At 41.6% G+C, this 17047-nt stretch carries 11 protein-coding genes; 2 read left to right on the forward strand and 9 right to left on the reverse strand.

Going from position 1 to position 17047, the window contains the following annotated elements; translation table 11 throughout:
• Positions 1-2: 2 nt before the first annotated feature.
• The 6 genes from EHW67_RS00960 to EHW67_RS00985 form a co-directional block, all read right to left on the reverse strand.
• Complete coding sequence (locus tag EHW67_RS00960; protein ID WP_126160470.1) at positions 3-821, reverse strand: SDR family oxidoreductase; 819 nt, start codon at positions 819-821, stop codon at positions 3-5.
• A 160-nt stretch (positions 822-981) separates the two neighbouring features.
• Positions 982-2364 (reverse strand): putative oxidoreductase C-terminal domain-containing protein, encoded by a 1383-nt coding sequence (locus tag EHW67_RS00965; protein WP_126160471.1) that lies wholly within the window; start codon positions 2362-2364, stop codon positions 982-984.
• Positions 2365-2464: 100 nt separating this feature from the next.
• Positions 2465-3841, reverse strand: coding sequence for a Gfo/Idh/MocA family protein (locus EHW67_RS00970; RefSeq protein WP_126160472.1), 1377 nt, complete (start codon positions 3839-3841; stop codon positions 2465-2467).
• Positions 3842-3871: 30 nt separating this feature from the next.
• Positions 3872-5101, reverse strand: coding sequence for a DUF6807 domain-containing protein (locus EHW67_RS00975; protein WP_126160473.1), 1230 nt, complete (start codon positions 5099-5101; stop codon positions 3872-3874).
• A 48-nt stretch (positions 5102-5149) separates the two neighbouring features.
• Positions 5150-6982, reverse strand: a complete 1833-nt coding sequence (locus EHW67_RS00980) for a RagB/SusD family nutrient uptake outer membrane protein (protein WP_126160474.1) — start codon at positions 6980-6982, stop codon at positions 5150-5152.
• 26 nt (positions 6983-7008) lie between these two features.
• Positions 7009-10185, reverse strand: coding sequence for a SusC/RagA family TonB-linked outer membrane protein (locus EHW67_RS00985; protein WP_202911888.1), 3177 nt, complete (start codon positions 10183-10185; stop codon positions 7009-7011).
• Between the two features lie 347 nt (positions 10186-10532).
• On the opposite strand from EHW67_RS00985, the gene EHW67_RS00990 reads away from it, so the two are divergent.
• Both EHW67_RS00990 and EHW67_RS00995 read left to right on the forward strand, forming a co-directional pair.
• Positions 10533-11549: a LacI family DNA-binding transcriptional regulator gene (locus tag EHW67_RS00990; protein WP_126160475.1), complete on the forward strand. Its 1017-nt coding sequence runs from the start codon at positions 10533-10535 to the stop codon at positions 11547-11549.
• A 13-nt stretch (positions 11550-11562) separates the two neighbouring features.
• Entirely contained in the window at positions 11563-12480 is a 918-nt protein-coding gene (locus EHW67_RS00995) for a ThuA domain-containing protein (protein ID WP_126160476.1), read from the forward strand.
• A gap of 103 nt (positions 12481-12583) precedes the next feature.
• On the opposite strand, the gene uxaC is transcribed toward EHW67_RS00995, so the two are convergent.
• From uxaC to EHW67_RS01010, 3 genes are all read right to left on the reverse strand, one after another.
• The gene (uxaC, locus tag EHW67_RS01000) at positions 12584-13990 is read right to left on the reverse strand and encodes a glucuronate isomerase (RefSeq protein WP_126160477.1); all 1407 of its coding nucleotides are present in this window, start codon (positions 13988-13990) and stop codon (positions 12584-12586) included.
• A 68-nt stretch (positions 13991-14058) separates the two neighbouring features.
• Complete coding sequence (locus EHW67_RS01005) at positions 14059-16293, reverse strand: PVC-type heme-binding CxxCH protein (protein WP_126160478.1); 2235 nt, start codon at positions 16291-16293, stop codon at positions 14059-14061.
• Positions 16294-16634: 341 nt separating this feature from the next.
• Positions 16635-17030: a response regulator gene (locus EHW67_RS01010; protein WP_126160479.1), complete on the reverse strand. Its 396-nt coding sequence runs from the start codon at positions 17028-17030 to the stop codon at positions 16635-16637.
• Positions 17031-17047: the final 17 nt, after the last annotated feature.

Genomic DNA, 17047 nt, shown 5'->3' on the forward strand with positions numbered 1-17047 from the left:
TGCTACACTCCGGAGAATGAACTAAACCCACCATCTATCTCATAAATGCTTCCGGTTACAAAAGAAGAAGCATCACTAAGAAGGTAGTGGACCATTCCGTTAAGTTCCGAGGCATCGCCAAAACGCGCCATTGGCGTATTGCCAATAATCTTTTCTCCCCTATCCGTAAATGAACCGTCTTCATTGGTTAGCAACCTTCTATTTTGGTTTCCGATAAAAAAACCTGGCGCTATGGCATTCACCCTAACCTTATCGCTAAATTTAGAAGCCAATTCGTTCGCCATCCACTTGGTAAAAATATCCACCGCTGCTTTTGCCATGGAATAGCCCAACACCCTTGAAATTGTTTGCTTGGCCGCCATGGATGAAATATTGACTATGGAACCATATCCCTGTTTAGCCATGATCTCACTAAGAACGATAGTTGGCACTACAGTACCGAACAGATTGATATCTACCACCTTTTGGGTATCGCCCAGTTCTATGTCATAAATGGTCTGATCTGGTTTTAGGGTAGCCCCGGGAATATTACCTCCGGCCAGATTGATTAGTCCGTCCAATTTTTCATACTTGGAGGTAATGGTATCTTTTAAATCATTCAGTTGCTTCTGATCCATAACATCCAGTACAAACAAGCTAGCGCTATTGTCGCGAATACCGTTTAACTCCTTGCACTTGGCCTCTAGTTTATCCAATGACCTTCCCAACAATAGTACGTTGGCGCCATTTTCTACAAGATAGTTGGCTATAGACCCCCCTAGGGTACCTGTTGCACCCGATAGGGCATATAGTTTATTTTCAATTGAAAAAAGTTGACTCATCTATATTAAGTTTTATTACTATAATTCCACAAAATCCAAATATAATATAAGGAAATAACATTACGTATCAATAACCAGATTAACCATAGGTCAACAATTGCAATCGATTGCAAAAATGCTATAACCTATAATGTTTACTACTAGGTTCTACGTACAGCCCTTACTCCATTTCTTTGGCCATCTTATAGCCCTCAATGGTTGTATAATATTTAGCAATCATATTGGGCACCTCCCAATTTGGCAATTTGCCCTCTTCCAAGTATTTCAAATAATTTTGGGTTACTTGGGCAAAATGTGCCTCATGACCAATTTTAAATTGGTCGGGTATATTAATTTTCCAAACATTATCCCCCACTTTTTCAGCAGTAGTTCCGGGATACATTGGATTTATGGTATTTTGGACCACATTGCCCAGAACAGCATCAAAATTCTCTGTGCCTTTGTTCTCAATATAAAGCGTTGGCTTATAGTTTTCCTCTTTACCTTGTTTTATGATCAGGTCGCTTTTTGTCCCCCTCATAATACTATAGTGGGTATCACCAGTACCTTCAGGAGCTTGATAGTTCCAAATAACCGATACTTTGGCATATTTTCCTTTAATTTTATATACCATTTCCCCATTGCAATATACTTTCAGCTTATTGTCCTCTATATCCTTTTTAAGGTAGTCCGGGAAACTGTCCAGACCGGTAACTTTCTTAAATTCTTCCAAGGTCAATACAGTTGGCCAACGCTTGGCCGCTACCATCTCTATATCCGTTCTATTGATAATTTGATCTGGAAAAAGTTCCCATTGCACCAAATCTACCAAATGGGTAGTAACATCCACTATACCCTCTCCTTCTTCGTTTACATCAAAGAACCATGCCGGTCTAACCAAGGGCTGACCCGAAACGTACTTAAAAAAGTGATGAACACTTTCCTTGCTTATGGCCGGGTTCACCCTGCTGCCATCTTCCAATTCCCCAAAAACCATGGGGAGCATGGAGAATTGCTTTTGCATCGCGGTGGTAACCTCAAAGCGTTCGGTCATGATATCATAGATCATAACACCTTTTTCCTTGGCAATCTTAAAGGCCTGTTCCAGTTTTTGGAAGCCTTCCGGATTAATCACCAATGGCTTGTCTGCATATACATTTAGTCCGGCCTTCACCGCAGCCAGGATATAATCTATCTTTTTAGAGTTCTTTCCTGCCACCACCATGACATTCCCTGGCTTTTGGGCTATCATTTTCTCCAAATAGTCGTCTCCAAAATAAGTATTTACCTTCCAATGGGTTGGGGCTTCAGACCTAGAGTTATAGGATTTGATCTTACTTAGAAAATCCTGTACTTCCGGGCCTTGCGGTGCAAAAACATAAATAGTGGAATCTACCCCATTGTACATAGTTTTCTGTACCAAGGCAGCATGAAAATGCCCCGGATCCAAGGTCATTAGTTTCACCATATTGGTTGAATTTTCTTCCGTTTTTTTTACGTTTTCTTTTTTTTGACCACATCCCAGACACAAAAGCATCAGGAGGGTCCACACACTATATTTCATAGGCTGTATTTTAATAATAGAATATTCCCCTCCTTTGATATTGGACACTACCACCTATCCTAGAAAGGGAATTCTTCACGGTAAATATATCAATTTTTGCTTAGGCCTTCACATAGTCGGTACCATAAGGCTTTCTCTGCTCACGGTGCAACATTGCGTTGGCCTCGTCATCATTGACAAACATTTCCTTGTCATTGTCCCATTCCAATTTTCTATCAAACTGCATGGCAATATCACTGATCAGGCAGGTTACACAGGCTTTATGCCCTTTTTCTATTGGCGATATTGGCGCCTTTCTAGTTTTTATACAATCTAACCAGTTCCCGTGTTGATCATCTATTTTTTCCAAATGGATTTCGTTCTCTCCGATTACCGATTCCAAAATCTTTGGATCGGAGGCATTTAGGGCTTTGCTGCTCTTCTCCTTATCTACCGGATCGGAGGCTGATGCCGTATAGGCTCCACGGGAAACAAAAATCCACCCATCTTCCCCTATATATTTTATTCCGTTGGGATAGCCACCGCTAGTATAAACGGTTATACCATTGTCATATTGATGCTTTACAAAGAAATCTCCGTGCACATTCCACAAGCCCGATTTTGGGAATTCGGCCAAGGCTTCCACGGAAGTAGGACCTGTTAATTCGGTATCCATACCCCAAGCAGCGGAATCGTAGTGATGCTGTCCCCAACCTGTAATCATACCAGCACCATAGCTCCTTAAACGAAGCCAGCCCGGACGGCTATAGCCTTGTTGTGGGTGCACTCCTATTTCGGTATAGGGCACATCTGGGGTAGACCCCAACCACATATCAAAGTTAAGGTTACTGGGAACTGGCATTGGGGCCGCTTCCGGTCCGGCAGGATCTCCTGGAAGACCAATTTTTACGGTATGTATTTTACCAATCCTTCCGTTCCTTACCAATTCTGCTGCAATTCTAAATTGTGGCATGGCCCTTTGCTGGGTACCTACCTGTAGGATGACTCCAGTTTTCTGGACGGCATCACGCAACTGCTGCCCTTCCCTAACCGTAAGGGAGGTTGGCTTTTGCAGGTAGATATCCTTACCGGCCAAGGCCGCTTCCATTGCGGGCTGGGAGTGCCAGTGGTCCGGGGTACTGATCACTACGGCGTCTATATCCTTATTCATCAACATTTCACGGTAGTCACCATAGACCTTGGTATCCATATAGTTACTCTTTCCCGTTTTTTGTTGATAATACTTGTCTACCAAAACCTTGGCATCTGCTGCCCGGTTGGCATCCACGTCACAGACGCCCACATAACGGGTCTGGTCAAAACGGATGGTATCGTGAATATCGTGCGACCTCGCAATTCGTCCACAACCAATTTGTCCGATATTTATTTTATTGCTAGGTGCGTTCTTCCCAAAAACACTGGCAGGGACAATGGTTGGAAATCCAACAACCGCCGCCGTGGTCATCAAGGAATTATTAATAAACTTTCTTCTTTTCATGTTACTGTTTTTGTAAATATATATTAAATTTTATTTTGTTGATATTATAGGAGCATCCGCATATGCTTTCCAATACCCCTCTGCTTCCTCTGGAGAAAGTTCCCCTTCAAAAACCACCATACGGTATTTTAGGCGATAGTCTTTATTTGACTCAATATTCCATTCTTTATGGCGAATAGGGCAAAATTCAAAGAACATATCCCCCCTGCCTCCATTGGCATCCATGGGCCAAATACGCATGGGCTCTGGGTGAGCTCTATTCTCTGGATAACTAAGAAACAATATCCCGTTTGTACCCTCTCCTGATGATGCCTCTCCTGTTACCATGCACCAACGCGCATTGGTACCATCTGCCGAGAGCCTGTCTTTCCCTTCTGAAGTGAGCACGGTGCAATTATCCTTTTTCCAACGTTCTGTAAAACGCATGCCAAGGCCGCCGCCATAGCGATAGGCCTCCAATAGAATACCAGACTCCAAGGGCGTATTAAACGTACTGATATAATCTACCATATATCTATCTGAACGCCCCAGGTCCCACAGCTTTACCTCCAAATTTTCATTTAGGGCTATTTGCTTATCCTGGGAAGCTTTTAGGTTAATATGTTCTTGATGCGCACTGAAACCTGCGAAGACAGGCCCAGAGAAGGTGTCGTTAAACTTATTGAAAAGTACGGTGCCTTGGCCTTCAACCAAGTTCCAAAAATCTATCCGCTCCCCATCTATCCTGGTATGGGTCCATGGGCCCCAAATTCCATAATGATGATAATGGTCCGGAGGTTGAATACGGGTCAAAGTATCTCCCGCTGGTGACAGCAAGGGATGAATATAAGCTGATTTTCTAAAAATGGAATCTACCCCCTTGGGAGGATAGCTCATCCCATACCTGTAGGTAAGCACGGGAACACCCCCTATGGACAAGTGTAGGTCCCCTTTGTTTTGGCTTGTTGAAACTCCCGCATCGGCTTGCGTATTGGCTGCTACCCTCCCAAATGTGTAGTTCACCGAACGCTGTGGCATATGAACAAACCAGAGCCTTTTTTTGTCATTATCTACCTGAAACGGAATCTGCTCCCCTTCATTACCAAGGACAAATTCACTAAGGTCTCCTATTTTCTCCAGCCCAATAGTTTCCAAGTTGACGGAGACCGGAGCAGCTTGTAAAACAGCAGTCCTCCCCTCTATTGTAAAACTATAGGATTCCGCTTCCTTGCAAGAAAACATCAAGGACATCAAAACACCAAAAAAGAATATATATTTCATTTAAATAGATTGAAAGAGTGGAATTTACAAAATCGCTGATTGGGTTCGTTAAAAAATTTCAGGTATGTTGGTCAGGGGCGGCTGATTATTTTCCGTACCAGGATAACCCTCATTCTGGTTTATTACTCCCCCGGTATTGGAATCGATAGCTCCTTGGGGTATAGGCCATAAAACATGATGTGGACTCATAGTGTATTCATCACCATGCCTGGTAAAAGCATTTTTATTGTAAAAATCCGTCGTTTCCATTATCCTATCATAAAAGAAGTTATCCTGGCTAAAGTTATCCATGCTATACACCTTTCCATTATATGCTGCCTTGCCTGTTTTGGCAAAAAGGAAGGAGATTCTATTTAATTCGGCTTTTCTAGGCTCCTCATAATAAAGTTCCCTTGCCCTTTCATCCAGGATTGTAGCAATATTCACTTCGGTTACATCAGCGGCACCGGCCCTATTTCTTACCGCATTGATATCGGCTGCTGCCAGACCTGTTTGTCCTTGCCAAAAATAAGCTTCGGCCCTTAAAAGATAGGTCTCGGCCAATCTATATACATACCAGTCCGAATGACCTCCCTGAGGCTTTAATCGTTCTGGATCATCAATAGCGAACTTGTACTGCGGCCATCCATAGTAATTTCTAATAGTGTCGTTGCACAGAATATTTAAGCCATCATCCGTATACAACTGCAGGTTCTTTCCATAATAGGGATCTCCCTGCCCCACCAAAGCGGCATTATTATAAACAATATCCTCCATGTCTATCCAGTTTCCCGGGGCATGTCTTAAATCGTTTTCATCTTTCCAAATGTGTTTGGTACTATAGGAGGTACCTCTGCACCTACCAATTCCCCTACCGTATTTCTGTATTAATCCAAAGGAATCATTGGGGTCATCAAAGGTACCCCTGTTACCTGCTGGAGTATTAAAACCGGACCACCAGAGGGGAACTGCATTTCTTTGAACGCTGGTACCCCCAGCAAGATCACCTTCAACATCCAAACGGTCTATCACCAATAAAAGGGCCTCGGTATTGGCCGGTAAGCTTTTATTTTCTGCCTGATGCAAGTCCCAAATCACATTTTTGGAAGCGTCATTCACGTCAACACCAAAACGATCTGTCATTAATTTATGTACTCCCCCGTCAATAACAGCCGATGCTGAGGCAACGGCATCATCAAAATCGCCCAAAGCCAAATTTACCTTTGTCAATAAATGATTTACGGCTCCCTTATTAACCTCACCTTTGTCCATCACATCGGGAACCCATTGGGCCGCAAACTCCAGATTTCTCTTTAACTCCTGCAAAATACTCTCTCTGGTATTGCTGTAAAAATCCAATTTAGGTTGTGTGGCCTCCCCTGGAATAAAAGGAACATCCCCAAAACATTGGGTTAGATTATAATACCGATAGGCCCTGTGAAAATATGCCGTCCCCAGTATTTCGTTTCTTACCGCTTCTGAAGGATAGGTAGCATCATCTATTCTGGTGATCACCGTATTGGCATATTTAATCCCTTTAAAGCCTTCGTACCAATACCAACCAATCCTATTGGTGTTTACGCTGTTTAGGTTTTTGTCGGGAAGAATCAATAGATTGAGATCTTGAGCTGGGCCCGACTTATCCGTTGTTCCTTCCACGGCTACTTCCGAAAAAATATTCTGGGTAATAATTGGTGCACCGTCCCCATACCATTCATATCTCATATTTCTAAGGTTGGTGATATTTGCAGCCCGCATTCCATCTTCATCTATAAAGGTGTTTTCCGGTGCATAAAAGGAAAGCGGATTGGGCTCCAAAAAGTCTTCTGAACAACTAGACAGTCCCAGAACGGCCAACAAAGCCGCGATTATATGGTGGGTTTTATTTTTATATAATTTCATAATTTCAATGTTATATATTAAAATTTTTACAATGTAATATTTAGACCAAGCGTAACTGTTCGGGGGGTAGGACCGCTATTTTCTGGATCCCAAAAATCCCATTCTTTGGTCCACACAGCAGCATTCTTGATGTTTCCCGATATTCTTAAAGAGGAAATTTTAAACTTTTCCGTTAGGCTCTTAGGCAAGGTATACCCCAAGGAAACATTCTGAAGTCTAATGAAGGATTTGTCCACATATACATTATAGCTTGCCGATCCATTGCTAGAAAATAACCTAGCCGCATTGTCAATTTGGTTATCCACTGTCCAATACGGCAGAACATAAGAGCTTGTCCTATCTCCAAATCCTTGGTTCTTGGCCTGATTAAACGTGCCCTCGTGCCCCCAATAGGAGTACATCATAAATGAAAAATCCCAATTTTGGAACAGCTCAAACTGGTTCCTCAGGGTCCATCTAAACCGAGGGGAGGAATACCCTAGAAATTGCTTGTCCTCATTGGTATACAAGTTATCATTATTAACGTCTACAACCCTAAAATCACCTGGCTGAACGCCATAGACCGCCGCTTCATCAGCTTCATCCGTAGTATAAACGCCATCTGTCTTTAATCCAAAATAGCGGTCGGTAGACTGCCCTATGAACCATCCATTGGAAATATCATCGGCTTCACGCTGACCTATAACATTTCCTTCATCATCCAGAACATCTTCCATATCCCCATACAAATGCAATATCTTATTCCTATTTAAGGAAAAGTTGAAGGAGGTATCCCATTTAAAATTGTGGGCATTGATATTTTTGGTGTTCAAGGTAAACTCAAACCCTTTGTTTTCCACTTCGCCAAGATTGTCCAGAATACTATTAAAACCTATAATATCGGGCAAGGACCTACTCACCAATAAGTCTTTGGTAACCGCCTTATAAAATTCCACCGATCCAGAGATCTTATTGTTAAAAAAGCCAAAATCCAATCCAACGTTATTGGCAACTGTCCGCTCCCATTTTAGGTTAGGGTTAGACATAGTGTTTACGTATAGCTGGGAAACAATATAAACATTGTTTGCATTGTCTACTAGTTGGTATTTCCCTGTGTTTAAATCTGAAAGTGCAGCATAGCGCCCAATATCCCTATTCCCATTTTCACCTTTGGAATATCTAAGCTTTAAGAAATTTAGCCAGCTTACATCATTTAAAAAACTTTCCTCAGATAGTATCCACCCCAAGGCAAAGGACGGAAAAGTCGCCCTTGGGTTATTCACCCCAAAGGCCGAATAGCCATCGCGACGAATAGAAGAGGTCAACAAATATTTATCCTTGTAGGAATAATTAATCCTTCCCATTAAAGCATCTCCGGTACTGTATTGGTCATTACTGGATATTTCGGGCAATATCCCTGCCGCCATATTATGATACCCTAGGTTGTCATTTGGATCGAAGCCTTTGTTGGACATTGTATTGTCCCAAGATTGATATTTTTCTGCATTGATCAATAAGGTTAAATCCAAATTATGATGGTCCTCAATTGTGGTACTATACTTAAATATATTATCCAATTGCCACTCGTATGATTTAAAATTTCTCCTACTGGCATCCCCTCCAAAGGACTGCCATTCCGGATGGTCACTGGAACGGTGATTAAAACTATTCAGGAAGGTATACCTGTTGGTGAAATTCACCCTATAGGTTATACCCAGAGGCAACTTTACATTGGCGTAAAGATTGGCATTTAAGGTATTATACTTCACCATACGGTCGGTAAATTCCATAGGCAGATACGGATTTCTGGCCCCTGCACCGGAATCATCCTGTGGACTCAACCTAAGTGTTGTTCCATCTTCTTCATAAAAAGAGCCCCATGGGGAATTCTGCGTAATCCTTTGCTCTACAGGAACGGAACCTTCATCCCTTTCTGCAAATTGGGTATTAAGACCTACTGTAATAAAATCCGTAACATCAGCCTCTAGATTCAACCTACTTCTAATAGTTGTAAACTCATCCCCAATTACGACTCCTTCATTTTCTGTTGAGCCAATGGACCAATAGTACTTTAGAACGTCCGAACTTCCAGAAAGACTTAAATTATAATCCTGCCTAACCCCGGTCTGATATGTTAGGTCATACCAATCAATAGATTTACCTTCCATATAGTTCTGAATTTCAATGGGCTGCAAATTCAATCTTCTTAACCAAACCTCCACAGGATCCCCGGACGAACCATCATAGGCCAACCAATCTTCTACGGATACATTCGTTAGGCTTCTGGGATCCGAATACTCCTCAGGAGAAAAGCCTACATTGGTACTTTGCGCAACGTCCTTTCTCCAGTTCACAAAGCCATCTGGCCCATAAACGGGCTGATCTTTGCTCAGTGACGTAAAGCCAATATTGGAGCTAAAATTAATGGATGGCTTTCCCCCACTCCCTTTTTTGGTAGTTATGGTAATTACCCCATTGGCCGCCCTGGCTCCAAAAACTGCCGCCGAACTGGCATCTTTCAATACACTTACCGACTCAATATCAATAGGGTTTATGTCTGATATATCACCGTTATATATGGTACCGTCCAAGACTATCAATGGGCTACTTCCCGCGGTGAGGGTGGTATTTCCCCTTACCTGAAATCCACTTGTTCCCTTTGCCGAGGTACTGAATCCAACGGATAGTCCAGCAATATTACCACGAAGCATGTCGGAAACATCATTGGGCTTCTCTATTTCCAATTCCTCAGAAGAAATCTGACTAACAGCACCGGTTAAATCAGATTTTTTTGTTGTCCCATACCCTACCACTACCACTTCGTCCAAGGCAGATGCATCTTCCAACATTTCCACATTTATTATTGGATCGTCCCCTACGGTTACCCTAACGGTCTTCATACCAATAAAGGAAAACTCCACAACGTCTCCCTTATTTGCCGTAATACTATAATTACCGTCAAAATCAGTCTGGGTACCGTTGATTGTACCGGCAACTACAATATTGACACCGGGAACAGGCACCCCACTGCCATCCAAAACAGTACCACTTACTTGCTGTTGCGGCACCACAAGCGTACCCACCGTATTGATCTCATCCCTTGTATTTTCAAAATTTGCCTGCACTGAAGAGAGTAGCAGTGTACTCATTAGCACATGCACCACCTTCTTTGACCTCAATGGCTTTTTCTTTTTAAAAACCCATTTCAATTGTTTTTGTTTCATACTATTTAGTTTGGTTAGTTATATCATAGAAAAAATCACCTCCAATGCACTTAAACTACTACAGTTGCTACACTTCGCAGCTTGGCTACTGGGCCCCATTTAGGGAACAGAATCACCTTAGGTGGGGATATTTTCTACAATTAATTTCCCCAAATCTATATAATTGCATTTTATTACGCAACCGATTGCGTAAAAAAATATCACGCTAAATATTATTTACATACTATTTAGACAATAAAACAGCCCGATATCTACGAATAATGTATTTTTTGTACAACAATAAATAAAACATAACCCAGTAAATCATTTTATTGCGTATTATTGCATAAGCAATTACAAGCAGGAAGATGGACAAAAAGATAACAATCTACGATTTGGCCAAAGCGCTGGGGGTTTCGGCAGGCACTGTAAGCCGTAGCTTAAACAACCATCGATCCATTAGTGACAAGACCAAGCAAAGAGTCATTGCCAAGGCCAACGAACTGGGGTACCAAACCAATAAATTTGCCGTAAACCTCAGCACTCAAAAGTCCAACACCATAGGCGTTATAGTTCCTAAACTAAACTCCATCTTTATGTCGGATGTTTTGGCAGGAATAGAAAAGACCGTAAATGAGGCTGGATACAACCTCATTATTAGTCAGTCTTTGGAAATGATGGAAAAGGAAAAACTAAATGCCAAGACATTGTATAACAGTGGAGTGGATGCCCTATTGGTATCCCTTGCCTACGACACCAATGACTTTGATCACTTTGCTTACTATATTAGACACAACATACCTCTTATCTTTTTAGATAGGGTACACAACCTCCCCAATTGTTCCACTATAATAATCAACAACAAGCAGGCCGGCTTTGAAGCAACCGAACACCTAATAGAACAGGGGTGCAAAAACTTGCTCTGCATTAGTGGCAACCTGAAAAGAAATGTATATTCCGAACGGCTAATGGGCTTTAAGGAGGCCCTTGCCAAACACCAAATGAAATTTAAAAAATCGAATTGCCTAGAGACCGAACTGGACCCCAATGATGTGCCAAAGGTGATAAATTATATAAAAAACCAAAAACAAGCTATAGACGGACTCTTCGTAGCCAGTGACACCTTTGCGGCCCATTGCATTAAAGCTCTAAAAAAAGAACATTTCAGAATACCTGAAGACATTAAAATAATAGGTTTTAACAACGACCCTATTTCCGAACTGGTCACGCCTCCCTTAAGTACCATTAACTATCCCGGTTACGAAATGGGCGTACTGGCCGGACAAAGTGTAATTAGCCAACTAAACGGAAGTTTAGACTTGCAGCCCGCCAATTCCATTACCTTGAGACATCAATTAATTATTAGAGAATCTACACATATTTAAATTTAAGCAACACATGAAAAAAATCCTTTTTACCAGTTTAGCCCTCATCTTTGTCGGTACCACCTTAGCACAAAATATAGAACAGTTTGATGTTAACGACAAATGGCTTGCCAAAATAGAAACTTTGGCCCCCTCTACCACAAGAGTTAAGGCCGACACCAAAAAGGTTATGGTCTTTTCCCAACATACCGGCTTTTACCATTGGACCATTCCCCACAATGTGGAAATGCTAAAAATCCTGGGCGAAAAAACTGGAGCATTTGAGGTTACCATAGCGTATGATGTAGACAGTTTTAGCAAGAAAAACCTAAAGCAATACGATGCCGTTATCCTAAACAATTCCAATCCGGCCGGCCCCAAAAGGGATCTCTTTTGGGACTTATTGCAAAAAAATTCCAACCTCAGTGATGAGGCCATAAGCAAGCTTGCCGCCCAATACGAGAACAACCTTATGAACTATGTGGCCAAGGGCGGTGGATTAATGATCCTCCACGGCGCCATTACGGTACAAAACAACTCTACCGAATTTAGTAAAATGACAGGCGGCAGTTTTGACTACCACCCCAAGCAACAAAAAATGCACCTAAAGGAAGTAAATAAAGACCACCCTATGGTACAAGCCTTTAATGGCAATGGTTATACACATGTTGATGAACCTTATTTTTTTAAGAATGCTTATTTTGATTACAACTTTAGGCCCCTATTGTACATAGAGGCCGATAAATTGGAAGGCTTGCGCAAAGAAGTAGATCAAAACACCATTTATGTATCCTGGATAAAAAGGCATGGTAAAGGCCGGGTTTTTTATAGCTCCCCTTCCCATAATGCCCAAAGCATGGACCAAGCAGCACTATTGCAGTTCTTTTTAGATGGTATGCAATACGTTGTAGGGGACTTAAAATGCGATGATAGCCCTATAGGAAATCCCTGATCCACAGCACTTCATCTCTACAAAACATAAAAAATGCGCACCTTAAACGGGTGCGCATTTTTTATGTTACCAATTCCCTAAGGACGACTTAAAAGTCTATCATTTATTTATTAAAATCGAAATAATTTTTGGCATTGTAATAAGAAATATCGGCTACTATCTTCCCCAACCATTTTTCATCGGCAGGCAATTCCCCATTTACCACGTCATTACCTATAAGGTTACATAAAATCCTCCTAAAATATTCATGTCTAGGAAAAGACAAAAAGCTTCGGGAATCGGTCAACATTCCAACGAAGCAACTTAAAAGTCCCATGTTGGAAAGCGCATTCATTTGCTTTTCCATACCGTCTTTTTGATCTAAGAACCACCATCCGGAACCAAATTGCACTTTTCCCTTTACACTACCATCATTAAAATTACCCACCATGGTAGCTATCACTTCATTGTCGGCCGGGTTTAGGTTGTAAATTATAGTCTTGGCCAATTGATCTGTACCGTCCAATTCGTTTAAAAAGCCACTTAATGCCCTAGCCTGGGAAAAATCCCCAATAGAATCAAACCCCGTATCAGGGCCCAGTACGGACAATAACCTTTTGTTGTTATCACGGATGGCCCCAATATGAAACTGTTGCACCCAGCCTCTTTTATGATATGCCCTTCCCAAAAACAGTAACACTTGCGATTTAAAGTATTGAACCTCCTCATTGGAAAGTGCCTTGCCTTCCCTCACCTTTTTAAACAGCTCGGCCGCTACATAGGTCCCTTCCTTGAAGTAATACAGTTGCTCCAGGCCATGGTCTGCCAATCTACATCCCTGATCATGAAAAAAATCCATTCTATTTTCCAAAGCCGATAAAAGATCGTCGTAACTTTCTATACTCAACTTAGCCGCATTCCCTAATTCTTCCAAATAGGAAACATAGGAAGCCCCTAAGTCTATGGCAAATGCCTTATCTGGTCTAAAGGTTGGAAAAACCTTTGGCGAGTCGCCCTTTTCCTTTATGCTTTTATGAAAGGCCAGGGTATCTGTTGGCTGATCGGTGGTGCACAATGATTCTACATTCTGTTGCTGCAACAGTCCTATGGTACTATGCGATTTCCCTTGCAGTATTGCCGTTGTCTTTTCATAAATTTCCTCTGCATTGTCCGGCCCTAAAAGCTCCTGAATACCAAAATAGCGCTGCAACTCAAGATGCGTCCAATGGTAGAGCGGATTCCTTACGGTATAGGGAACGGTTTCTGCCCATTTTAAGAACTTCTCCTTATCCGATGCATTTCCGGTAATGTACTTCTCATTTACACCCAACGCACGCATGGCCCTCCATTTGTAATGATCCCCGGCCAGCCATACTTGACTGATGTTTTCAAAAACCCGATTTCCGTCAATCTCCTCTGGAGGCAGGTGATTGTGATAATCTATAATTGGTAAGTTTTTGGAATAATTATGATATAAAATTTTAGAAAATTCGCTCTGCAACAAGAAATCTTCATTTATAAAAGTCTTCATCTTTCTACCGGGTTTGAATTTTTAATGATTAACTATTTATTAGAACAGACCACTGCCAGCAAATAAAATTATTTCCCTAAGGTTTGGTATAGTTCTTCTTCCGTATACCCTATACCAGCTTTAGGTTTAGCATTTCGGAGTTCTTTGATTTTTTCGGGCTTCAGCCCTTTTGGCTTAACGGAAAAAGCATTGGTAACATATGAAATAATATCCGATATATCCTTGTCGGTAATATCAGTATTATACATTAACCCGGGCATTTGATGGTTTTTATCATAGATTTCACCATTAATCAGCAGGGGACCTTTTAGACCGTGGAGAATTATTAAACCTAATTGCTCCAAATGGGTAGATATATATTCGGACCCCACCAATGGCGGTGCCAATCCGTTAATACCTTCCCCGCTGGAGGAATGGCATGAGGCACAAATCTGACGAAATAGAACGGCTCCATTGGTTCTGGAATCGGCCCTTGCAATTCTAGTGGAATAAATATAATTCTGTTTATCGTTTTCTTTACGGGAAACGGTCTCTGCCAATAAATTATCAAGATCGGAATCCTGCAAATTGGCCAACTTACCCATTCCGGATTTCAAGGCTGGCATCACCTCTTCGGCCCCACTCACAATGGCCTCCTGATATATTTTTTTATCACTGTATTTTTGGGACAACTCATAAATAACCGGAAAGAATACATCCTGGTCATACTGAGCCCATACCCCCAAAGTGGTTGATAGATAAAGATCCATCATAGGCTGATTCCTATCCACGGCCTCTTTAAAGATCTGCTCTGCCTTGGAAACGTTTTGGGCCGATGCAAACCCTTCCATAAGAACAAGGGCATGTGAAGCCACATTTGGCCTACCATTTTTAACCATATCCCCCAACATATCAAACTCCAGCTCATCTAATCCTTCAAGTACATACAGTGCGTGTATTTGGGACAAGGGGCTGTCATTATCCCCAAGCATATTCTTTAATTGCGGCAAGGCCTCCACATCCTTATTGTGAATCAAAATTTGTTGGGCACGATCTCTAATCCAACCATTGGTATCCTTTAAAGCCGCCACTAATTGGGATGTTGAAAAAGTCTCCAGATCAGGAATAGTTTTAGCGGCCTGACCTTTAGCACTAACCCTTAGTATCCTTCCATAATTTTGAATAGTATCCAATTTTTTCTGGGCCGATATTTTTTTCAGATAAGGACTTAAAAATGCGTAATGCTGAATTACACCACGGTGCATATCCACAACATACATATTCCCATCCGGTCCGTTTGAAAGGTTTACCGGCCTAAAGCCTTCGTCCGTAGAGGCCAGAAATTCCTTACCCTCCCAAGCCTGCTTGGCCACTACTCTATCTGCTTCAAAAGAGAGTACGTTCCTTTTTACCAGATTAACTTCCGGCACACAGACAAATACATTCTGATCATAACCTTCAGGAAACGTTCCGCCCCTATACACCAGAGGACCACAGGCGGCCGTTACATTACGCAACAAACTATCTTGGTCCAAAACCCCTTTTTCATACCCCCTGTTTACCGATGCTGCGTGCAAGGGATAAACCCGCTGATCCTTGGTTAACCTTTCATCCACTCCCACCTTGGGTACAAAAAACTTATTCCTGGTAAGCCTATTGGGCAGTACGTGATCTCCCAGCAACTGGGTAGAATTATTATTGTAGTATAGTCGCCCAAAATTATCGTGTGAAATACCCCATTGCCCCCTTTGGGTAGTAGGTTCTTTTTTCCAAACTCCGTTTTTTCGCTGATATCTATAATTGGACTTGGCATTGTAAATCCAATTATCCACATTCATCATTAAACCATTTGGCTGATGTTCCGGATTCCCTACTACAGCGTACAAAGAATCTACCAGCACCCGGTTTACGGGCTTATCATCCTTAATTTCCACAAACCAAAGATTGGGTGATTCCGCATATAACAAGCCCCCGTAGACCAATGCCAAGGCCCTTGGCATAACCAAACTATCCAGAAAGGTTTTGGCATGATCCATAACCCCATCTTGGTCCAAATCCTCCAATATCTTGATGGACCCACTGGGCAAATCCTCATCGTCACCTTCCAAATTAACCATAAATCCGGTCATTTCGGCAACCCAAATACGTCCTTTGGAATCAAAATCAATTGCCACGGGAGCTGTCAATAATGGTTCGGAGGCTACAACATCTAAAGAGAAGCCCTCCTCCAAGGTATAATCGTCAAGTGAAATTTCTGGCTCATCATAGGAAGTTTTACAGGATGCAATGAACAACAGAAGGACAATACTTAAAAGTAATCTCATGAATTAAAAAATTTAGCACATCTAACCTCCAACAGGCCCTCAGCATATAACCAGCCTCTTAACTCTTGGATGGTCCACTCAAAATAGTAAAATGCACCAATAATGGACTTATTTTTTCGCAGGCACTAAAATAACGCAGTGCAACCTAAAATACTAATGGATTATAATAAATTTGACATAATATAGCTTGATTACCAGAACAATCTTACGATTTTAACTAAAATCACACTATTTGCACCCTAATAGCCTTCAGAAGTGAAAACCCCTCCAACTGTATGGTTAAATTCTGTATCACAAGGCTGCAAAACAACTGTAGAGCATATTTTACGATTGGACGTAAATTATACTTCTATACTGCTCAACAATTCGCTTATTCTGCCTTCGGTCAAGGGTTTTGCGATAAAATCAGCGACAATATCATAGTCTTTGGCGCGTTCCATATCCCTGGAATCAATTGAAGAACTCAAAATATACAGGCGTATATTCTCTAGCCCGGACAGTTTACCAAAGGCTTCCAAGAACTCCCAGCCATCCATAATAGGCATGTTCAAATCCAAAAAAATAACTTCGGGTAACTCCGCTTCAGACTCCAGAAGCTTTACAATTGTTTCCAGTGCCTCCTTTCCGTTCTGAAAAACAACAATATTGGATGCGAAACCACATTTTTTCAGAAGTACTTTAGAACCAAAAACAAAAATTGGGTCGTCATCTATAATAAAGGTGGTATTGATTTTCATATAATTAAAAAGATTCT

This window comes from Arenibacter aquaticus (assembly GCF_003957295.1).
Classification (GTDB): Bacteria; Bacteroidota; Bacteroidia; order Flavobacteriales; family Flavobacteriaceae; genus Arenibacter; species Arenibacter aquaticus.